The sequence below is a fragment of the Rhodococcus sp. JVH1 genome (assembly GCF_000280725.2).
GTDB lineage: Bacteria > Actinomycetota > Actinomycetes > Mycobacteriales > Mycobacteriaceae > Rhodococcus_F > Rhodococcus_F jostii_A.
Genome location: NZ_CP166289.1, coordinates 3,733,781 through 3,753,175 on the forward strand (window position 1 = coordinate 3,733,781; position 19,395 = coordinate 3,753,175).

At 67.0% G+C, this 19,395-nt stretch carries 21 protein-coding genes; 8 read left to right on the forward strand and 13 right to left on the reverse strand.

Translation table 11 applies throughout. The annotated features are described in order from the left end of the window. Positions 1 to 36 precede the first annotated feature (36 nt). The 3 genes from JVH1_RS17140 to JVH1_RS17150 are packed head-to-tail and all read left to right on the forward strand — an operon-like array spanning position 37 to position 2,641. Positions 37 to 1,251: a cytochrome P450 gene (locus JVH1_RS17140; protein WP_009476958.1), complete on the forward strand. Its 1,215-nt coding sequence runs from the start codon at positions 37 to 39 to the stop codon at positions 1,249 to 1,251. 3 nt (positions 1,252 to 1,254) lie between these two features. Then, on the forward strand, positions 1,255 to 2,283 hold the full coding sequence (locus JVH1_RS17145; protein ID WP_009476957.1) for an NADH:ubiquinone reductase (Na(+)-transporting) subunit F: 1,029 nt from the start codon (positions 1,255 to 1,257) through the stop codon (positions 2,281 to 2,283). Positions 2,284 to 2,329: 46 nt separating this feature from the next. Then, a complete protein-coding gene (locus JVH1_RS17150; protein ID WP_009476956.1) occupies positions 2,330 to 2,641 on the forward strand; it encodes an EthD family reductase in 312 nt (103 codons plus the stop codon). A 22-nt stretch (positions 2,642 to 2,663) separates the two neighbouring features. On the opposite strand, the gene JVH1_RS17155 is transcribed toward JVH1_RS17150, so the two are convergent. After that, positions 2,664 to 3,671 carry an AraC family transcriptional regulator gene (locus JVH1_RS17155; RefSeq protein WP_009476955.1) on the reverse strand — a complete coding sequence of 336 codons (1,008 nt, stop codon included), beginning with the start codon at positions 3,669 to 3,671 and terminating at the stop codon, positions 2,664 to 2,666. A 165-nt stretch (positions 3,672 to 3,836) separates the two neighbouring features. Between JVH1_RS17155 and JVH1_RS17160 the strand changes: the two genes are divergently transcribed. Together JVH1_RS17160 and nphA are read left to right on the forward strand one after the other, a co-directional pair. Then, complete coding sequence (locus tag JVH1_RS17160; protein WP_009476953.1) at positions 3,837 to 5,399, forward strand: 4-hydroxyphenylacetate 3-hydroxylase family protein; 1,563 nt, start codon at positions 3,837 to 3,839, stop codon at positions 5,397 to 5,399. A gap of 27 nt (positions 5,400 to 5,426) precedes the next feature. Continuing rightward, complete coding sequence (gene nphA, locus JVH1_RS17165; RefSeq protein ID WP_005572670.1) at positions 5,427 to 5,957, forward strand: NADH-dependent flavin reductase; 531 nt, start codon at positions 5,427 to 5,429, stop codon at positions 5,955 to 5,957. Positions 5,958 to 6,025: 68 nt separating this feature from the next. Here the strand turns inward: nphA and JVH1_RS17170 are convergent, their stop codons facing one another. The 5 genes from JVH1_RS17170 to JVH1_RS17190 all read right to left on the reverse strand — a co-directional run bounded on the left by JVH1_RS17170 (position 6,026) and on the right by JVH1_RS17190 (position 10,702). Next, on the reverse strand, positions 6,026 to 6,445 hold the full coding sequence (locus JVH1_RS17170; protein WP_007296209.1) for a tautomerase family protein: 420 nt from the start codon (positions 6,443 to 6,445) through the stop codon (positions 6,026 to 6,028). Between the two features lie 26 nt (positions 6,446 to 6,471). Beyond that, positions 6,472 to 7,224, reverse strand: a complete 753-nt coding sequence (locus tag JVH1_RS17175) for an SDR family NAD(P)-dependent oxidoreductase (protein WP_007296210.1) — start codon at positions 7,222 to 7,224, stop codon at positions 6,472 to 6,474. A 77-nt stretch (positions 7,225 to 7,301) separates the two neighbouring features. Further along, positions 7,302 to 8,780, reverse strand: a complete 1,479-nt coding sequence (locus tag JVH1_RS17180) for an aldehyde dehydrogenase (RefSeq protein WP_009476952.1) — start codon at positions 8,778 to 8,780, stop codon at positions 7,302 to 7,304. A gap of 15 nt (positions 8,781 to 8,795) precedes the next feature. Further along, a complete protein-coding gene (dmpG, locus tag JVH1_RS17185) occupies positions 8,796 to 9,827 on the reverse strand; it encodes a 4-hydroxy-2-oxovalerate aldolase (RefSeq protein WP_009476951.1) in 1,032 nt (343 codons plus the stop codon). After that, positions 9,824 to 10,702 (reverse strand): acetaldehyde dehydrogenase (acetylating), encoded by an 879-nt coding sequence (locus tag JVH1_RS17190; protein WP_009476950.1) that lies wholly within the window; start codon positions 10,700 to 10,702, stop codon positions 9,824 to 9,826. The genes dmpG and JVH1_RS17190 overlap by 4 nt, the downstream gene beginning before the upstream one ends. Positions 10,703 to 10,924: 222 nt before the next feature. Between JVH1_RS17190 and JVH1_RS17195 the strand changes: the two genes are divergently transcribed. Next, positions 10,925 to 12,007: a VOC family protein gene (locus JVH1_RS17195; RefSeq protein ID WP_009476949.1), complete on the forward strand. Its 1,083-nt coding sequence runs from the start codon at positions 10,925 to 10,927 to the stop codon at positions 12,005 to 12,007. Positions 12,008 to 12,097: 90 nt separating this feature from the next. Here JVH1_RS17195 and JVH1_RS17200 read toward each other — a convergent pair whose 3' ends face one another. The 6 genes from JVH1_RS17200 to JVH1_RS17225 all read right to left on the reverse strand — a co-directional run bounded on the left by JVH1_RS17200 (position 12,098) and on the right by JVH1_RS17225 (position 16,351). Next, on the reverse strand, positions 12,098 to 12,574 hold the full coding sequence (locus tag JVH1_RS17200; RefSeq protein ID WP_349307447.1) for a lipase family protein: 477 nt from the start codon (positions 12,572 to 12,574) through the stop codon (positions 12,098 to 12,100). Between the two features lie 68 nt (positions 12,575 to 12,642). Then, on the reverse strand, positions 12,643 to 13,170 hold the full coding sequence (locus tag JVH1_RS17205; RefSeq protein WP_272943937.1) for a lipase family protein: 528 nt from the start codon (positions 13,168 to 13,170) through the stop codon (positions 12,643 to 12,645). Next, positions 13,170 to 13,430: a hypothetical protein gene (locus JVH1_RS17210; RefSeq protein ID WP_009476946.1), complete on the reverse strand. Its 261-nt coding sequence runs from the start codon at positions 13,428 to 13,430 to the stop codon at positions 13,170 to 13,172. Before JVH1_RS17210 ends, JVH1_RS17205 begins: the two co-directional genes overlap by 1 nt. Before the next feature lie 2 nt (positions 13,431 to 13,432). Further along, positions 13,433 to 15,022 (reverse strand): GMC oxidoreductase, encoded by a 1,590-nt coding sequence (locus tag JVH1_RS17215; RefSeq protein ID WP_009476945.1) that lies wholly within the window; start codon positions 15,020 to 15,022, stop codon positions 13,433 to 13,435. A gap of 125 nt (positions 15,023 to 15,147) precedes the next feature. Further along, complete coding sequence (locus JVH1_RS17220; RefSeq protein ID WP_043780406.1) at positions 15,148 to 15,699, reverse strand: TetR/AcrR family transcriptional regulator; 552 nt, start codon at positions 15,697 to 15,699, stop codon at positions 15,148 to 15,150. Positions 15,700 to 16,033: 334 nt separating this feature from the next. Beyond that, positions 16,034 to 16,351, reverse strand: a complete 318-nt coding sequence (locus tag JVH1_RS17225; RefSeq protein ID WP_043780404.1) for a hypothetical protein — start codon at positions 16,349 to 16,351, stop codon at positions 16,034 to 16,036. A gap of 55 nt (positions 16,352 to 16,406) precedes the next feature. On the opposite strand from JVH1_RS17225, the gene JVH1_RS17230 reads away from it, so the two are divergent. Continuing rightward, positions 16,407 to 16,703 (forward strand): flavin reductase family protein, encoded by a 297-nt coding sequence (locus JVH1_RS17230; RefSeq protein ID WP_237735228.1) that lies wholly within the window; start codon positions 16,407 to 16,409, stop codon positions 16,701 to 16,703. A 76-nt stretch (positions 16,704 to 16,779) separates the two neighbouring features. On the opposite strand, the gene JVH1_RS17235 is transcribed toward JVH1_RS17230, so the two are convergent. Further along, entirely contained in the window at positions 16,780 to 17,799 is a 1,020-nt protein-coding gene (locus JVH1_RS17235; RefSeq protein WP_043780402.1) for a LacI family DNA-binding transcriptional regulator, read from the reverse strand. A 164-nt stretch (positions 17,800 to 17,963) separates the two neighbouring features. Between JVH1_RS17235 and JVH1_RS17240 the strand changes: the two genes are divergently transcribed. Continuing rightward, complete coding sequence (locus JVH1_RS17240; protein WP_009476937.1) at positions 17,964 to 19,391, forward strand: cytosine permease; 1,428 nt, start codon at positions 17,964 to 17,966, stop codon at positions 19,389 to 19,391. Positions 19,392 to 19,395: the final 4 nt, after the last annotated feature.

The following is a 19,395-nucleotide window of genomic DNA, read 5'->3' on the forward strand; positions in this document are numbered from 1 at the left end:
TCGAATCTTGCGAACGACTTCAGAGGAGACAGCGCCATGACCACCAGCACCACGTGGATCGAATCGATCACCATGGAGGAACTCGACCGCGATCCGAACCCGATCTACGACCGGCTCCGGCGCGAGGCCCCGGTTGCGTTCGTACCCGCGGTAGGGATGCACGTCGTGGCGTCGCGCGACCTCTGTCTGCAGATCGCGCAGGATTCCGAGACCTGGTCCACGGTGATCGCGCCCTCGGGTGGACGAACCTTCGGGAAAGGTACCGTACTCGCCGCCAACGGTGAACAGCACGAGAAAATTCGCGAATGGATCGATCCGCAATTGCGGCCCAGTGCAGTGGACTCCTATGTAGAAGCGCTGGTCCGGCCGCAGGCGCGCAGCCTCCGGGAAGGGATCGAGGATCTGGGTGCCGCAGACATCCAGGAGGCCTACTTCGCGCCGATCAGTGTGCGTTCGGTTGGGGACCTGATGGGTCTCACCGAAATCCCTTCGGAGACATTGGTGCGCTGGTTCGAGACGCTGGCGCAGTCGTACGGGAACGCGGAAGTCGACGAGAACGGAAACTTCGCCAATCCCGGGCCGTTCGAGGCCGGTGACCGGGTGAAGGCCGAGATCGTCGCCGCTGTCGGCCCGATGCTCGACCACTGGACCGAACATCCCGACCACACCCTGATCTCGCACTGGCTGCACGACGGGATGCCCGACGGCCAGGTCCGCGACCGGTCCGAGATCTACCCGAACATCTACGTGTTCCTGCTCGGCGCCCTTCAGGAGCCCGGGCACGTCATGACGACCACCCTGGCAGGGCTATTCCAGCACCCCGACCAGCTCGAACGCGTCATCGACGACCCCACACTCATTCCGCGCGCCGTCAACGAGGGCGCGCGCTGGGTGGCCCCGATCTGGAGTGCCGCGGTGAAGGTCGCGGGCCGCGATGTCACCATCGGCGGCATCGACCTGCCGACGGGAACACCGGTCATGCTGGCATACGGTTCGGCCAATCGAGACGAGTCCGTCTGGGAGAACGCGGAGGCCTACGAGATCGACCGGCCCATCATGCCGCATCTGGCGTTCGGAGCGGGAAACCATGCTTGTGCCGGAACGTATCTCGGTACCGCGATCGTGCGGATCGCACTCGAGGCACTGTTCGAGACGATCCCGAACATCGAGCCCGATCCCGACCGCGCCCCGCAGTTCTGGGGATGGACGTTCCGCGGACCGCAGGGCCTGCACGTCACCTGGGAGGTCTGACCGATGGACCGTATGGTGACGGTGTCGGGGCAGGACGGGGCGTTCCCGGTCGCACCCGGCACGTCGGTCCTGGAAGCCGCATTGCGGGCGAATCGCTGGCTTCCGCACGCCTGTTCACAAGGGACCTGTGGCACGTGCAAGATCCGGGTTCTCTGCGGGGAGGTCGACCACGGCACCGCCGACGAGACCATCCTCTCCGCCGACGAACGCTCGTCGGGACTCGCGCTGGCCTGCCAGTCGAAACCGCTCGGAGACCTGACCATCGCCCCCGTGAACCACGCCGACCCCGGCCGGCCGATGCACCCCCTTCGCGACTACACAGGCACAGTACGGGAACTGTCCGACATCGCTCGGCAGACCCGCAGGCTCGTCGTCGAACTCGACGAACCGATGGAGTTCGACGCCGGTCAGTACGCCGAACTGATCGTGCCGGGCTCCGGTGTCGCGCGCCAGTATTCGATGGCGAACCCGCCGTCCGAGCAACGGCTGCTCGAGTTCCACGTCCGGAATACGGCGGGCGGCCTCGCCACCGAGGGCTGGATCTTCGACTCACTCGCGGTGGGTGACCGCATCGATCTGCGTGGACCGCTCGGCCAGTTCGGTGTCGTCGAATCCCGGGAGGAGCCGGCCATCCTGATCGGCGGAGGCACCGGGCTCGCACCGCTCAAATCGATTGTCCGGCATGCACTGGACCACGATCTGCTACCGGCGATTCACCTCTACCACGGTGGTCGCCGGGAAGCCGACCTCTACGACGTCGAGTGCTTCCGCGCGATGGAGGCGACCGATTCCCGATTCCACTATCATCCGGTCCTCAGTGAGGAGAACTGGGACGGGGCAACGGGAATGGTCACCGACGCCGTGCTGGGTGACTTCGCCAGTTGCCGTGGCCACAGCGCATACCTGTGCGGACCGCCCGCGATGGTCGTCGCCGCCGTCAAGGCCTTGAAACGCCGCCGCATGTCGCCGCGGTTGATCTTCAAGGAGGAGTTCACCGTGAACGCTCCTCGGCCGGCGGCCGAGGCCGTGTGATCCCACTGTCCCCAACCCGACCTACGACGCCGAGAACAGGAATTTCATGTACCGAGTGAGCATCATTTACAACCCGCCGACCGACCCGGCGGAATTCGACGAGTACTACGCCACAAAACACCTGCCGCTGGTCCGGCAGGTGCCCGGGGTCGTCCGATTCGCCGCCGGCAAGTGTGAGACCCTCGACGGCACTACTCCCGCGGCGTACGCGCTCGCCGAGTTGTTCTTCGCCTCCAAGGATGCCGCCGCGCAGGCTCTGTCGTCACCTGCTGGGCAGACGGCCGCCGGAGATCTCGCGAACTTCGCCACCGGTGGTGTCACGATGCTCTTCAGCAATGAGGACACCGTTCTTCCCTGACCGTACTTGTTGGCGCAGCGCATCACGAAACTCTGCGCGCGTGCTCCTTCCGGTACAGGCCGGGGCTCGAGCCAAAGGTGCTGCGGAACAACCGGCTGAAATGGGACACGTCGCGGAAGCCGGCGCACTCGCTGACGTCGGCGACGGACAGATTCGTGGTGAGCAGGTACTTTCGCGCAGCCTCGAGGCGGGCCTGATACAGCCAGGCCCGCGTCGTGGTGCCTTCCGCATTGAACAACTTGTGCACGGTGCGCAGCGACATACCCGCTGCCGCGGCGATGTCCGACAGCGTGATGTCGGGGTCGTGGAGATTCTGTTCGATCACCCGCTGAACTCGCCTGAGGTCCTCCGTGCGGTGCAGGTCTGCAGCGCTGGTCGCCAACAGGCCCTCGGTCAGGGCCGTGGCAAGCATGTCGACGGCGGAGGATGCGAAGGACACGGCAGCACCTTGCGACATCGGCGCGTCCATGTCCGCGATATCGACGAACAACCGACCGACCAGTCCGCCAGCCCCGGTGTCGCCGTGAATCGAGCGCGCCGTGCCGTGTTCGACGATTCGTCCCGGAAGGCGCGACGTGAGCACCTCGCGGGGGGATCGAACCACGACCTGTCGGAACGGGGCGGGTGAGTGGAACACGAACGGTGCGGCGCAGTCGAGGAGCGCGAAGGAACCCGGCTCCACCACCGTGGCCCGGCCGGACTGCCGGACCTCCACGCTTCCGTCCGTGACGAGGCAGACCAAATACCCCTCCCCCGAATCGGACTGGATCATCGCCGGCGATCGGACGACGGTGTGCGCGTCGGCCCGGATCGTGCTGACATGCAGATCACCGAACGGCCGCCCGCCCCACTCCGCGTCGAAGTGACGCCGAGGCTCCGGCCACGCCACGTCCGTCTCGCAGTAGAGCCGCTCCAGCGTGCTCGCCCACTGCATACGGCCCTCCCCGGTATCGAGCTCCCGTGTTCGCAGAGAGACGATCGCGGGCACGTCGGTGCGCGCGGAGTCATTCGATTGTTCGCGCTCAGCCATGTTCCACCACACCTCCGCCTAATAGTGTTCCAGATCACAGGAACTTGGCGTTCGGGTCAATATACCCCACCCCGTCGAGTACGACACCGACAGCGGTGACCGAGGCGCGCCGACGTCCTCGCCTTCCGAAACAGGTTCCTGCCCAACGAGACCAGGAGTGACTCCATGACCACATCAGCATTCGTCGACGATCGCGTCGGAGTTCCGAACGACGTCCGGCCCATGACGGGCGACGAGTACCTCGAGTCGCTGCGCGACGGCCGCGAGGTCTACTTCCGCGGGGAGCGCGTCGACGACGTCACCACCCATCCGGCTTTCCGTAACTCGGCGCGGTCGGTGGCGCGGATGTATGACGCACTGCACCAGCCGGAGGCGAAGGGCGTGCTGGCGGTGCCCACCGATACCGGAAACGGCGGCTTCACGCACCCCTTCTTCAAGACCGCTCGTAGTGCGGACGACCTGGTGCTCTCCCGTGACGCGATCGTGGCCTGGCAGCGTGAGGTGTACGGCTGGCTGGGTCGGTCGCCCGACTACAAGGCCTCGTTCCTCGGCACGCTGGGAGCCAACGCCGACTTCTACGGCCCGTACCGCGACAACGCCCTGCGCTGGTACAAGCACGCGCAGGAGCGGATGCTCTACCTCAACCACGCCATCGTCAATCCGCCGATCGACCGCGACAAGCCGGCCGACGAAACCGCCGACGTGTGCGTGCACGTCGTCGAGGAGACCGATGCGGGTCTGATCGTGTCCGGCGCGAAGGTCGTCGCGACGGGATCGGCGATCACTAACGCGAATTTCATCGCCCACTACGGACTGCCGCTGCGCAAGAAGGAATACGGCCTGATCTTCACGGTGCCGATGGATTCGCCAGGACTGAAGTTGTTCTGCCGCACCTCCTACGAGATGAACGCTGCGGTGATGGGCACGCCGTTCGACTATCCGTTGTCGAGCAGGTTCGACGAGAACGACGCGATCATGGTGTTCGACCGGGTGCTGGTGCCGTGGGAGAACGTCTTCGCCTACGACACCGACACCGCGAACGGCTTCGTCATGAAGTCGGGATTTCTCTCCCGCTTCATGTTCCACGGATGCGCTCGGCTCGCGGTGAAGCTCGACTTCATCGCCGGCTGTGTGATGAAGGGTGTGGAAATGACCGGCTCCGCGGGATTCCGCGGTGTGCAGATGCAGATCGGGGAGATCCTCAACTGGCGCGACATGTTCTGGGGGCTGTCCGACGCGATGGCCAAGTCACCCGAACAGTGGGTGAACGGCGCCGTCCAGCCGAACCTGAACTACGGTCTCGCCTATCGCACCTTCATGGGTGTGGGGTACCCGCGGGTCAAGGAGATCATCCAGCAGGTGCTGGGGAGCGGGCTGATCTACCTGAACTCCCATGCGAGCGACTGGGCGAACCCGGCCATGCGTCCCTACCTCGACCAGTATGTCCGCGGATCGAACGGCGTCGCCGCGATCGACCGCGTCCAGTTGCTCAAGTTGCTGTGGGACGCCGTCGGCACCGAGTTCGGTGGGCGGCACGAACTCTACGAGCGCAATTACGGCGGCGATCACGAGGCCGTCCGGTTCCAGACGTTGTTCGCCTACCAGGCGACCGGACAGGATCTGGCGCTCAAGGGATTCGCAGAACAGTGCATGTCCGAGTACGACGTGGACGGCTGGACCCGGCCCGACCTGATCGGCAACGACGATCTGAGGATCGTCCGGGGCTGAGTGGAACCGACGACGAGGAGCGCAGCCATGACCGAGACAGTGGGCGAACTCGATCCCGAGGTGACGCCGCTACACCTGCGGAAGGCGCTGGGACGGTTCGCCAGCGGTGTCACCATCGTGACCACCGCCGAATGTGAGGACGAGGACTCGGTGCACGGGATGACCGCCAATGCGTTCACCTCGGTGTCGCTGGACCCACCGCTGGTGCTCGTGTCCATCTCCACACGCGCGAAGATGGACACGAAGATCAGAGAGACCGGGACGTACGGCGTTTCGATTCTCGCCGGAGACCAGGAACCTGTGTCGTTGCACTTCGCGGGCGCGGCACACGAACCGGATCGGGTTCGGTTCGTGTGGCGCAGGGGCGTGCCGCTCCTCGAAGGCGCTCTGGTGCATCTCGCGTGCACCGTGGTCGCCTCGCACCCCGCGGGCGACCACACGCTGCACGTGGGCCGGGTCGAGCAACTCTGGTACGACGACGGGCACCCGCTCGTCTTCTACACCGGCAGTTTCCGGTCGCTGGAACTCCTCGGGCGCGACGAGCCCTGGGGGTTCTGAACCGAGTGCCGACGGCTGGCGCGGCCGCGACGAATGTCGCGGCCGCCCATACGTATGTGTGGTGCAGCTCAGGGCACGGCCTGGGCACGAGCCGCGATCTCACCGGCACGAGTCGTGGCGGCCGCGGTCCCCGCGATCGCCCAGTTCGCCGGGTCGACTTCGATGATCTGTCCGCGCACGAGCGCACGCTGCGCACCGAGGATGTCGACGATCAGATCGGTGAACCGCGCCGCAAGTTCCTGACGTTGCGAGGCGGGGCGTCCGGCGAGCACGATCGCCGTGAAATAGGGCGCCGCGGGCGCGCCATCTGTAACGGTGGTTCCCGCGACGGCGACATCGTCGGGCCGGTATCGCACGATGAACGCCCTTACGCGGTCCATCGGTGAGTCGAGAACCTCGGAGTAGCACCGACTCGCGGCGGTGAGCAGTTCTCGGTGCTGCTCGGCGGTGTAGGCGCCGTCAACGAGGTGGAAATGGGCGACAGGCATAGGTGACAATCCTTTTCGGGAGTCGGTCAGTGGATTCCGTGGCGGGTTCCGGCATCGACGTTGATCACCGAGCCGTGCAGCACCGCGGCCTCCGGAGCGAGCAGGGTCTCGACGATCCAGCCGATCTCCTGGAGCGTCGGCAGCCGACCGAGGCTGGTCTTGGCGCGGTAGCGGTTCCAGATCTTCTCCGGATCCTGCCCGGTTTCGGCGGATTCGGTTTCGACGAAGGCACGCAGCCTCGGAGTGTCCACCGGTCCGGGAGCGATCGTGTGGGTGGTGACACCCTTCGGCCCGTAGAGGGCACTGAGTTGGCGCATGAGGTTGAAGACCGCCGCGTTCGCCGTGCCGGGCGCCGCATCGAGCGGACCCGGTTCGAGACCGAGGGAGCCGGCGATGGTGACGAAGCGGGAGCCGTCGACGAGATGGTCGCGGACGGCGTGCAGGAGGCGGACGAGCCCGCCCACCTTGATGTTCGTCGCCACGGCCAGATCGCCTGGTGGAATCGTGTCGACGGAACCCCGCACCGGGAGGCCGGCGGCGAACAGCGCCATCCGAACGGGCGAGTCGATACACGCAGAGATCGTGTCGATTGCAGTGTCGTCGGCGATGTCGGCCACGCACGGCGTGATCAGGTCGTCGGAGATCGCGAGCTTCTCGAGTTCGTCGCCTCTGCGGGCCACGGCCAGCACTCGCAGCCCGCGGCGGGCCAGTCGCAGGGTGATTTCGGTGCCCATCGCACCGGTCGCACCGACGACGACACAGAGGTCGGGTGTAGTCACAGTACAGTTCTCCTCGGTTCGGGAAGACGATGGCCGGGACGGTGGGTACCGCCCCGGCCACTGGTGGACGAGTTCGATCAGCTCCGCAGGCGGATGGTGACCGCTCGGGGCTCGGTGAAGAATTCGCGGGAGTACTGGCCGCCCTCGCGTCCGAGGCCGCTGCTGCCTTCGCCACCGAACGGCAGTCGGAGGTCGCGCTCGAAGAAGGTGTTGATCCACACCGTGCCGGCCTTCCACCGTGCGGCCATGCGGTGCGCACGGTTGAGGTTGTCGGTGAACAGAATCCCTGCCAACCCGTACGGCGAGTCGTTCGCGATGCGCAGCGCCTCGTCCTCGGTGTCGAACCCGAGGACGGTCTCGACGGGCCCGAAGATCTCCTCACGCGCGGTGCGCGAGTCGTTGGTGAGCCCGGTGATCACCGTGGGCGGGTAGTAGAAGCCTTTCGCCCGCGCATCGTCGGTGAGCCGCGACCCACCGGTCACGACCTTGCCGCCCTCCTCCTGGGCCAGTTCGACGTAGCCGTGCACCTTCTCGAGGTGTCTTTGCTCGATCAGCGGGCCGAGGAAATTCGACGGGTCTTTCGGGTCGCCGACGGTGAGTTTCTTCGCCTCCTCGGTGAACCGGTCGAGGAACTCGCCCATGATCGAATTCTGCACCAGCAGACGCGAACCGGACAGGCACACCTGCCCGTTGCCGCCGAAGATCGCCCGGATCGACATCGGAACAGCGACGTCGAGGTCGGCGTCGCCGAAGACGATGTTCGCGGACTTGCCGCCCATCTCCGCCGAGACCGGGGTGTGGTTCACCGCGGCGGCCTGGAGGATCCGCACGCCGGTGGCGCTCGAACCGGTGAACGTGATCCGGTCGACCCTCGGGTCCGCGGTGAGCGGACCGGCGACGGCCTCGCCCCCGAATCCGTGGACCACGTTGAGCACGCCTTCGGGAAGGCCGGCCTCGAGGGCAAGTTGCGCGAACCGGTGCGCGGTGAGCGGCGTCTGCGGTGCGGGTTTGAGAACGGTGGTGTTGCCGAAGGCCAATGCGGGGGCGATCTTCCACGTCGCGAGCATCAGCGGCGCGTTCCACGGGCTGATCGCCGACACCACCCCGGCGGGTGGGTACAAAACGTAGGAGAGCAGGTCGCCGTCCGGGTAGGCCTCGTTGGCGGCCATCGACACATAGTCGGCGAAGAACCGCAGATTGTGTGCCACCCGCGGGATCTCGGCGTGCAGGGACTGGTTGATGCTCTTGCCGCCGTCACGGGTCTCGATCAGCGCGAGTTCCTCACGGTGTTCGTCGACCTTGTCGGCTACTGCGTGCAGGATCTTCGCACGCTCCTTCGGCGACATCCGCGGCCACGGACCGTCATCGAATGCGGTGCGGGCCGCGGTGATCGCGGCCTCGCCGTCGTCGGCGGTTCCGCGGGGGACCGTCCCGAGCAGTGAACCGTCGTGCGGATCACGGGTTTCGAAGGTCGCCCCGTCCGAGGCGGCCGCCCAGTCGCCACCGATGAGGTGACGAACCTCGGTCACCCCGGGTACGGATTCCGTCGTGGTCATGGTGCTCCTTGCCTGTCAGACCCCGGCCGGGGCCGGGGTCTCGTAGGTGCGGCCTGCGAGTTCGGAGGCGACGTCGATGATCATGTCTTCCTGACCACCGATGACACCGCGACGACCGAGTTCCATGAGGATGTCGCGGGCGGGCACCCCGAACTTCTTCGCGGCCCGCTTGGTGGGGTGGAAGAACGTGGAGTACACACCGGCGTAGCCGAGGACCAGTGCGGTCTCGTCGACGATCTGCGGTTCCTTCATCAGCGGCGCGACGATGTGTTCGGCGGTGTCGATGAGCGGGAAAAGGTCGACCCCGGTGTCCCAGCCGGCGCGTTCGAACGCGGCGGCGAGGACCTCGGTCTGCGCGTTGCCGGCGCTGGCGCCGAGACCGCGCAGGGACCCGTCGATGAACGTGGCCCCGTTCTCCGCGGCTGTCAGCGCGTTGGCGATCCCGACACCGAGGTTGTTGTGGGCGTGGAACCCGATGTCGGCGGTGATGGCCTGCCTCAGGGCGGCGACCCGTTCACCGGCGTGCCGGGGAACCATGGCGCCGGCGGAGTCGACGACGTAGACGACGTCGGCACCGTACGAGTCGAGTTTGGCGGCTTGCTCGGCGAGGGGTTGGGGGTCGAGCTTGTGGCTCATCATCAGGAACGTCATCACCGTCAGGCCCTGCTCCTTGGCCCACTCGACCGGCTGCTGCCCGCAGTCGGCCTCGGTGCAGTGCACCGCGATGCGGACCGTTTTGATGCCGGCGTCGATGGCCTTCTGCAGTTCGGCGAGGGTCGCGATGCCGGGGACGTACAGGGCGGCGATGTCGGCGTTCTCGACGGCGTCGACGGCGGCGCGGACGTAGTCGGGGTCGGTGGCGGCGGCGAACCCGTACTGGATGGACGAGGCGCCGAGACCGATGCCGTGCGCGACCTCGATGGTCGGCACTCCGGCCTTGTCGAGGCCGCGGGCGATGTCGGCCACGTTCTGGGGGGTGAACTGGTGCGAGACGGAGGACATGCCGTCGCGCAGGGTGGTGTCGACGATCGTGATCTTCTTACTCACTGTGCTGCTCCCTGGACGAGGTTCTGCTGGGCCATGACGTCGGCGACCTGGACGGCGGCGGCGGTGATGATGTCGAGATTGCCGGCGTAGGTGGGCAGGTAGTCGCCGGCGCCGACGACCTCGAGCATGACGGTGACCAGGTCGCCGTCGACGTCGACCAGGCGTAGCGAGTAACCGGGGACGTACCGCTGGACCTTGGCGACCATGTCGACCACGGCGCGTTCGATGGCGGCCGGGTCGGGGTTGCGGACCTTGGCGTAGACGGTGTCGCGCATGTTCATCGGCGGTTCGGCCGGGTTGATCACCGAGATCGCCTTGGCGCGGTCGGCGCCGGCGACCTGGGCGAGGGCGCGGCCGGTCTTCTCGCTGAATTCGCTGAGGTTCTGCCGAGTGCCGGGGCCGGCACTGTGGGAGGCGATGGCGGCGACGATCTCGCCGTAGGAAGCGTCGGCGACCTCGTTGATGGCGTAGAGGATCGGAATGGTGGCCTGGCCGGCGCAGCTGACCATGTTCACGTTGGGTGCGCTCAGGTGCGCGTCGAGGTTGACCGCGGGGACGACGTACGGGCCGACCGAGGCCGGGGTGAGGTCGATGGCGGTGATTCCGGCGTCGGCGTAGCGCGGCGCCGCGGCGGCGTGGATCTTCGCCGAGGTCGCTTCGAAGACGAAGTCCGGCAGTTCCGGCTGAGCGAGCAGCCAGTCGAGTCCGCCGGCGGAGGCTTCGAGGCCCTCCTGGCGGGCCCGGGCCAATCCCTCGCTGTCGGGGTCGATGCCCACCATGCACACGGGTTCGACGTGCTCGGACCGCAGCAGCTTGTACATCAGATCCGTACCGATGTTCCCGGATCCGACGATCGCGGCTTTCAATCGACTCATCTTCTAGGCCTTCCCTGGGCAGGCGGGGTGATGCGGTCGACGCTAGGAAGAATTCGCAGGTCCGGGACCGGCGATTCGGCTGTGCCGGACAGCGAGCGCCCTCACGCGACCACTGTTCGGCTATCACGAAAAGCGCTGACCGCCCCGGACCCCGTCCGCCACGCTCGTGACATCGACCACAACCGGTGCAGCAGGCCCGGACGTCGGAAACCAGGAGAAGCCATGAGTGACGCTCGTTTCGACATCGCGCACCTCGCCCGTGCCGAACTGTTCAGCCCCAAACCGCAGGAGACGCTGGACTTCTTCACGAAGTTCCTCGGGATGTACGTGACCCACAGGGAAGGGCAGTCGGTGTACCTGCGCGGATACGAGGACCCGTATCCGTGGAGCCTGAAGATCACCGAAGCACCCGAGGCCGGGATGGGCCACGCCGCGATGCGGACGAGTTCTCCCGAAGCGCTCGAGCGACGGGCCAAGTCACTGACAGACGGCAACGTCGACGGCACGTGGAGCGAAGACCAGTTCGGGTACGGCAAGACCTTCGAGTACCAGTCACCCGACGGGCACAATCTGCAGCTGTTGTGGGAAGCCGAGAAGTACGTCGCTCCCCCGGAACTGCGGAGCAAGATCCTCACCCGGCCGTCCAAGAAGCCGCTGCAGGGTATCCCCGTCAAGCGCATCGACCACCTCAACCTGATGTCGTCCGACGTGACCGCGGTGAAGGACTCCTTCGAACGGCACCTCGGATTCCGGACCACCGAGCGGGTCGTCGACGGCAACGTCGAGATCGGGGCGTGGATGAGCTCGAACCTGCTCGGTCACGAGGTCGCCTGCATGCGCGACATGACCGGCGGGCACGGCAAGCTGCACCACCTCGCGTTCTTCTACGGCACCGGGCAGCACAACATCGACGCCGTGGAGATGTTCCGCGACTACGACATTCAGATCGAAGCCGGCCCCGACAAGCACGGCATCACGCAGAGCCAGTTCCTGTACGTCTTCGAACCGGGCGGCAACCGCATCGAGCTGTTCGGCGAGGCCGGCTACCTGCACTTGGACCCGGACGCCGAGACCAAGACCTGGCAGATGTCCGACATCGACACCGGACTGGCCGTCGGAGGCGCCAAGCTGCCGTGGGAGTCGTATTTCACCTATGGCACCCCGAGCCCGCTGTCCCTGGACCAGCACATCGAAAAGTACGCCCACTTCGGGCCCGGTGCCCCCGATCCCGACGCCCTCGCGGCGGAACTCTCCGTCCCCGACGAGTTGGAGCACTCCCGCGCTGTCGCCGACGCGTCGCTCTGACGCACCCTCGGTGAGCGCCAGGGTGGTCGCGGCCTCGTGCCGTGACCACCCTGGCGTCGCGTCGTCTTCGCGATCGAAGACCCACCGGTGTCAGTTCACCCTGCAGCCCTCGGCGATCGGGGTGTCGTTCAACCGGTCGACGATGTAGGACACGGCGCCGTTGGTGTCGTAGCCGTCGATGAGTTCGGGGCCGAAGTGGTTGGGGATGGTGGTGCCCGGTGCGATGGGCGGTAGGTCGTTGGTGCGGAAGGTGACCTGTGCGCCTCGGTCGCACCAGTCGGTGGCGAGTTGGCGGGCCTGCTCGTAGGGCACGGTGTCGTCGTTGCGACCGCTGGTGACGAGCACCGGGCTGCTCGGGGTGAGGGTGCCGAGGCGCTGCGCGTCGAAGACGGGGGCGGCTTCGGGGATGTCGCGTAGGTTGTCGAGCAAGGATTTGTGGTCGTTCGTGTACGTGCTGGTGCGCAGGAACGGCTGGTTGGTGATGACGTCACCGATGCACTCGGTGCTCACCGTGTTCAGCATTGCCTGGCCCTCGGGAGTGATGCGTTCGTGCAGTGGTTTCTGCAACTCGGGATGGCGTGCGACGAAGCGTTGATCGCGAACCCGATGGCACCGCCGATGAGGTTGCCGTCGATCTAGGCGAGCACGGTGAGGAGGTCGGCCGGCGGTCCGCCCGCCCAGGTGCCCTTGACGTTCAGTTCCGGGGCGTAGGAGGACTGGAGCTCCGCGGCGGCCGCGGCGGCTCCACCGCCCTGGGAGTATCCCCACAGGGCCAGTGGCGTCGTCGGATCGCTGCCGCCGAGTGCGTTCGCGGCGCGCGCGGCGTCGAGAACGGCGTGGGCTTCTTCGAGCCGGTTGACGTAGGTGTGGACTCCGGGGGTGCCGAGGCCGATGTAGTCGGTGACGAAGACGCGCGCTCCCATCGCGCTCCACACGTTGGCCGACAGCGCTTCCTGGTTGGCGGACAACGAGAACGGGGCCGTGGTCACGTTCAGCCCTGTGGAGAACGCGTGCGACGGGGCGCACTGATCACCCTGCCCGACCGTGCCGGGCGCGATGATCACGGTCGGCCGCGTGCCGCTGCCATTCCAGGGCCGGGTGGCGTCGATGAAGGTCCCGGTGACCGCTGTCGGGGAACCGTCCTGCAGCCGCGACGTGTACATCACCCGCTGCCCGGCCAGGTGCCGTCCGTTCCGGGCACCGAGGCGAACAACGGCATCGGTTCGGTGCGGATGATCGACCCCGGAGCCGACGCGAATTCGGCCGGCGGAGTGTAGAAGTCGTCGCCGGGGGCGGCGTGTGCAGGATGAGCGCCGGCAGTGAGCGCGACCACGGCGGCTATGCAGCTGACGACGGTGAGGACGGCGACCCGGACAGCGTGCGGTGTGTGCGAGCGGCGAAGACGAGAAGGGGTGGTGCGCATGGTCAGATCACCGTGCCGACGTCTCGGGCGACCAGGTGGTCCAGGGCGCGTTCGGCGACCGCGGCGATGGTCATCGACGGGTTGCATGCCGCGGTGTTGCCGGGCATCAGAGCACCGTCGAGCACATACAGTCCACGCTGGCCGAGCACCCGGCCCTCGAGATCGCAGACCGAGCCCATCGATGCCCCGCCGAGCGGATGCCAGGTCGAGGGGAAGAGCGAATTAGTGTCCGTGAGTATGGATCCCGGCCCGGCGATCTTCCGCACCATCGGGTCGATGCGGCCGTTCTGGATGACGGAGTCGCCTTCCCTCGGCCAGTGCAGTACCGCGTCGTCGGTGGCCGAGTCGTACACGAAACTCCCACGGCCTTCACTGACGCCGTAACCGACGAGCATGGTGCTGCGTGCGTCGAGGGACAGTGGTGGCATCGACGCCTGGATGACCGTGACGGCGGTGGCGGGGTCGTCCCAGTTCAAACTGCCGTAGACGACCGGGCCGCCCTGCGGAGCGCCGAATTCTTCTTCGAGGCTCGTCCAGACATAGATTCGGTCGGCGTTGGTTCCCCAACCGGTTCCGAGTTCGTCCGGCAGATCCGGGATGCGGCCCGTCGACGCGGCACGCACCAGCAGCTTTGTGGTGCCCACGCTTCCGGCGGCCATCACGAGGGCATTCGTGGTGAGGATCTTGTTCTCGAGTACGTTGCCGGACGTATCGATCCGGTCGACGTATACCGTCCAGCGGCCGTCGGCGGCTCGCTCGACATCGGTGACCTGGTGCAGGGTTTCCACCGTCACCCGGCCGGTGTCTTCGGCGGCAGCAATGTAGGTGACGTCGACCGAGTGCTTGCCGCCGTTGTTGACACCGAGGGCGCCGTCGCCGTTGGTGTACGAAGGTTTCATGCGGCCGCGGAGTTCGTCGAGCGCGAAGTTCCAGTCGATCGGCATCGGGATCTTCGACACCGGGAGCCCGGCGCGCTGCACGTTCTGCGCGAACACCCTCGCGGCCTGGTAATTCGGGCTGTCGATCAACTCGTCGGGGGCGACAGCGAGCCGCAACATCCGCGCGACCCGCGGGTAGTGGACCCGGTCCATGGTGGCCCAGTCGAGCGCTTCGGGCAGGTGCGTGTTGAAGACGGCCTCGGCCGGTTGCAACGTCATCCCTTGGTAGACGAGGGAACCACCGCCGACGCCGGCGGCACACAGTGCGGTCATGTTGTCGCCGGGCACCGCCTCGAGCAGACCGGTGTACGGCTCCAGCGCCACCGGCTCACCGAACAGTTGCGGACTGGACCGGTACCAGAGGATGCGCTTGTCCGGGGCGGTCGCACGGGGAAAGGTGTCCGCGTCCGGCCCTGTGGGCCAGCGCATTCCACGCTCGAGCACCAGAACAGGCACGCCGGCCTCCGCGAGCCGGAGCGCCGCGACGCCGCCGCCGAACCCCGACCCGACGACGATGACTCGGTGATCTTCGCGGGTGAGCGGCACGGTAGTCCGGCGGCCTCCGGTCCCGGCCTGCGCGATGCGCGGACTCGCCAACGCGACCCCCGCGGCAGCGGCCCCGGCCAGAAAGGAGCGGCGATTGAGTGCAGACACAGATTTCCCCCAGATCACAGACGGACTCGGCGAGATGTCGAAAGATCAGCGTGGAGCATTTCTCTTAGGCGAGCTCAAACTAGACACTCTGAGCGAGATGTGTCAAGAAGTAACTGTGACTGCAGTTACGAGCTGGACGGCATCGCCGGCGCCAGCCAGCGGGTGAGAAACCGGCGAAGGTCGTCGTCGGTGTGAACGGCGTCGTCGTCGAAGAGGACGACCGACAGCGCCAGCCGAAGTGCGATCTCCACGATGTCGTCCAGGCTCGACTCCACGCCGGGATCGCGCTCGACGAGGGGCGCGAGCAGTTCGCGCGCTACGGGTTTCGCGCGGGACATCATGCCCGTGTCGAAGACAGGGTTTCCCCGTTCCGCCTGGAGCAGGGTAGCCAACACCGGATGCGCGCGCACGGCGGCCCGGCCCGCGACGATGAGTTCGACGACGTACCCGCACGTGGTGTCGGTGGCGTTCGATCGGGAGTGGATCCCGCCCAGCACCTCGACGGCGAGACCGGCGATCGCCTGCGACACCAGCTCTTCGCGCGACCCGAAGTTGGAGTACACGGTCTGTCGCGTGACGCCCGCACCCTGCGCCGCCGCCGCGACGGTGACCCCCTCGAAGCCGTCACTCGCGATCAAGTCGAGCGTGGCGTCCAAGATCTTCCTCCGCGACCGCATGCGACCATTATCGATCACGATCCCGTGGACCCGCACCGTCGCTATTCGTGCTGCGGATAGGTCTCGTCGGCTCGCCCGCAGCCGAATTGACCGATGACTTGCCAGAGCCGTTCGGTGAATCGAGTTGGGCACATCCCGAAGTTGACGAGGGTCTCCTCCTCCGGGCGACCGCCGAATGGCGCCCAGGCCCGAGCGAAGTCGAGGATGTCGTCGATCTCTTTGCCCGGTCTCGGCCGCCGGACGCGGTGTCGTTCGGCTTCTCGTCGTCGATCGCGCCACCGACGGTAACGCCGGACGTCCACCTCGAACTGATCCGATTTCTGCGCAGGCACGGCTAGGTGGCCTTGCCGGGCTGGATCGGGCTGTTGCTCACTTCGTCGGGCGGAACCGACAGTTCGGCGTCCACGTCGGTGGTGCCCAGCCGGGCAAAGAGATCGGGATCGCGTCGCGCGAGCCGCGCACCGAGCACCAGCCCGACCGCCAGGCTTACCGGTGTGACGGCGACGAGGGCGGTGTTCACGGCGGGTCCCGCGGCCGTGAGCAAGTCCATCTTGGCCACGATCAACCACGTCGCGTAGCTCAACATGGCGAGGGCGGCTGCGGCTGCCATCGCCTGGAGTACGACGATGCCGACGACGCCGGGCGAATTCACCCAGAGCAGGAGCTGAAGGTAGGGGTCGGCGCCGGCGAGCGCGAATCCGATCGCCGTGTCCGTTCTCGGCTCACGCCAGGAAGCTCTCGCCCGCCGCTTCGCCACACGGGGCGGCGCCCGATTCGACGACCTGCCCTGCGATCGCAGCCGCTCGGGTCTGCCGCTGATCAAAGATGCTCTGGCCCAGCTCGAATGCAGGGTCCACAGCGCACACGACATCGGCGACCACCGCGTGTTCTACGGCGAAGTCACCGACATGCGCTGTCGGGAGGGCACCGGCCTGGTGTTCTACTCGGGGCGGTTCGGCGACTTCCACGACTTCGGTCACGACGAAGTCCCCTGGTTGTTCTGATCCGGCCGAACGTGCTCGCCGGCGCATCACCGACGGTGCGCCGGCGAGCACGTGCATTTTGCCGTCCTCGACGTGACTACCGGGTGGAGCCCCGCACGACGAGGCGTCCGTGGAGGTGTCCCGGGGGGACCGGCCGGTCAGAGTTGTCGAGGCGGTTGACCAGCAGTGTGACGGCTACGCGGGCAAGGTGTTCGGGCTTCAGGTCCACCGAGGTGATGGGGGGAACGGCGGATCGGGTGTGCTCCGAGTCGGAGCCGCCGACGATCTGCACGTCGCCGGGGACGTCGAATCCTCGTTCCCGGACCCGCGCGAGCACCCCCGCCGCGTGCCGGCCGGTAAGGCAGTACACCGCGTCGGGTGGATCGCTCCGGTCGAACAGTTCGTCCGCGGCGTCGCGTCCGCCGGCCTCACCCGTGGTCTCGGGCCGGATGGCGACCTGAGCGGCCTGACCGCGTGTCGCTGCCCACGCGCGGTAGGCGGCCTCGGCGCCCAGATTCCACGAATTGGGATCGGTTCCGGCAACGAGAGCCACTCGCGTCGCCCCCGCGTCCTCGAGGTGCTGCAGCACTCGGTCGGTCATGAGTTCGGTGTCGGTGTCGAGCCAGGCGTCGTACGCGGCCCTCGCCGGATCCTTGCCGACGGACAGGAACGGCACACCCTCCCCGAGGAGCATCTCGATGAGGGGGTCGTTCGTGACGGGTTCCGTGATCAGGAACCCGTCGCAGGCGAGGGCGGCGGCCGGGGACTCGTCGCGCGTCGGATCGGATACCAACATGAGGCCGTATCCGAAATCCATCGCGGCCAGGGCCGCCGAACCCGCGAACCGCAGGAAGTAGTCGACCCCCTCGGGGAGAGACGAATCCAGTGTCTCGAGTGGCCGGAGCACGAGGGCGATCACGCCGAGACGGTTGCTCCGCAGGCTCCTCGCCACCACGTCCGGTCGGTAGCCGAGGGATTTTGCGGCCGAGCGGACACGCTCGCGCGTCGCGGTGGCGACGACGCCCTTGCCGCTGAACGTGTGCGACACCGTCGTGGTCGACACCCCCGCGTGCCGTGCCACGTCGGCGATGGTGGGCCTCGATCGCTTCTCCGTCACGCAGTCAGGCTACCAACAGCGCAACCTGCACCAAATCGATTTGTAAATTCGCTGTCACACTTCTTGTCCAAATCGATTTGGTTCCGTACGGTGACCGAGGTCACGCCAGATCGGCGATTGCGCCCACCAGCCGCACATCCGTGCTCATCTATCCGGAGGACCCCATGGCATCGACAAAAGCAGACCCGCGCGCGGTGACGCCCGGCGAAACACCGCCGGCCGACCGCGCCGGGCGGGTGGAGACACACGGCATCGACTTCATCCCCGACAGCGAACGGCACGGCCGCGCCCGGGACCTGTTCGCGGTGTGGGCGGCGCCCAACGTGAGCTACCTGGCCCTGGTCGTCGGCGGCGCACTGATCCTGATGGGCCTGTCCTTCTGGCAGGCGCTGGCGGTGATCGTGGCCGGCAACCTGTTCTCGATCCTCACCGGAATCGTCGCTGCCAGCGGACCCGCGTCGGGCACGCCCAGCGAGGTGATCACGCGGGCGATCTTCGGCATCCGCGGCAACCGGGTGAACATTCTCGTGACCAGCTGGTTCATCAGCGTCTGCTACCTGGCGCTGAACTGGGCGGCCGCGTCGTACACGGCCTTCCGGCTCGTCGAACGGTTCGGGATCGACGCGACCACCCCCGTCAAGGTCGTCGTCATCCTGGCGATCGCCGCCGTCACGCTGGCCATCGGCGTGTACGGGCACGCCACGATCGTGCGGCTCTACCAGCCGCTGGCCCTGGTGCTGACGTCGATCTTCGTGGTGATGGCCGGATACGTCCTCGGCAACGCCGACTGGGGCTACCAGCCGACGGAGGCACTCCACGGAATCGGACTGTGGGCGACGGTGGCCGCGGGTGTGTCGATCGTGGCGTCGGCCCCGCTGTCCTACACCAACAGCGCGGACTTCGCCCGGTACCTGCCGGCGACCACCTCACCGGTCTCGGTCACCGTGTGGACGGCGCTCGGCGCATTCGTCCCCAGCGTGCTGTTCACCGGGCTCGGCGCACTCGCCGGTACCGGACTCGACATGGCCGACCCGCAGATCGCGCTCGAAACCATCCTCCCGGCATGGTTCACGCCGATCTTCCTGCTCGCCGTCATCGTCGGCACCATCGCCAACAACGCGATGACCGCCTACAGCTCCGGGCTCGCCCTGCAATCGGTCGGCCTGCGCCTGCGCCGCTCGCGCAGCGTCCTCCTCGACGGCTCGATGGGTGTGGCCATGACGCTGTACGCCCTGCTCGTCTCCAACTTCCTCGACACCGTCAGCAACATGATGCAGCTCGTCGTGACCGTGATGGGTCCCGTCATGGCCGTGTACGTCGCCGACGTTCTGTGGCGCCGCAACCGCTACGACGGCCTCGAGCTCGGCAACGAAACCAGCAGCAGCCCCTACTGGTACAGCGGTGGGATCAACTGGGCGGGAACGGTCGCCGTCTTCACCGGCATCGCCGCAGCCGCACTCTGCGTCGCCGCCCCGGTCTACACCGGTCCGATCGCGAACGCGGCCGGCGGCGTGGACCTGTCGCTGCCGGTCGGGTTGATCGTCTCCGCAGCACTGTACATCGCGCTGATGCGTTCGTACCGAACCCGCTGATCGA

Bases quoted from the DNA above. Each gene is read 5' to 3' on its own strand.
- JVH1_RS17210 (WP_009476946.1), bottom strand. From the start codon at position 13,430: ATGCGCACCACCCCTTCTCGTCTTCGCCGCTCGCACACACCGCACGCT.
- nphA (WP_005572670.1), top strand. From the start codon at position 5,427: ATGACCGAGACAGTGGGCGAACTCGATCCCGAGGTGACGCCGCTACAC.
- JVH1_RS17170 (WP_007296209.1), bottom strand. From the start codon at position 6,445: ATGCCTGTCGCCCATTTCCACCTCGTTGACGGCGCCTACACCGCCGAG.
- JVH1_RS17155 (WP_009476955.1), bottom strand. From the start codon at position 3,671: ATGGCTGAGCGCGAACAATCGAATGACTCCGCGCGCACCGACGTGCCC.
- JVH1_RS17145 (WP_009476957.1), top strand. From the start codon at position 1,255: ATGGACCGTATGGTGACGGTGTCGGGGCAGGACGGGGCGTTCCCGGTC.
- JVH1_RS17205 (WP_272943937.1), bottom strand. From the start codon at position 13,170: ATGTACACGTCGCGGCTGCAGGACGGTTCCCCGACAGCGGTCACCGGG.
- JVH1_RS17220 (WP_043780406.1), bottom strand. From the start codon at position 15,699: ATGCGGTCGCGGAGGAAGATCTTGGACGCCACGCTCGACTTGATCGCG.
- JVH1_RS17180 (WP_009476952.1), bottom strand. From the start codon at position 8,780: ATGACCACGACGGAATCCGTACCCGGGGTGACCGAGGTTCGTCACCTC.
- JVH1_RS17160 (WP_009476953.1), top strand. From the start codon at position 3,837: ATGACCACATCAGCATTCGTCGACGATCGCGTCGGAGTTCCGAACGAC.
- JVH1_RS17240 (WP_009476937.1), top strand. From the start codon at position 17,964: ATGGCATCGACAAAAGCAGACCCGCGCGCGGTGACGCCCGGCGAAACA.
- JVH1_RS17195 (WP_009476949.1), top strand. From the start codon at position 10,925: ATGAGTGACGCTCGTTTCGACATCGCGCACCTCGCCCGTGCCGAACTG.
- JVH1_RS17150 (WP_009476956.1), top strand. From the start codon at position 2,330: ATGTACCGAGTGAGCATCATTTACAACCCGCCGACCGACCCGGCGGAA.
- JVH1_RS17140 (WP_009476958.1), top strand. From the start codon at position 37: ATGACCACCAGCACCACGTGGATCGAATCGATCACCATGGAGGAACTC.
- JVH1_RS17190 (WP_009476950.1), bottom strand. From the start codon at position 10,702: ATGAGTCGATTGAAAGCCGCGATCGTCGGATCCGGGAACATCGGTACG.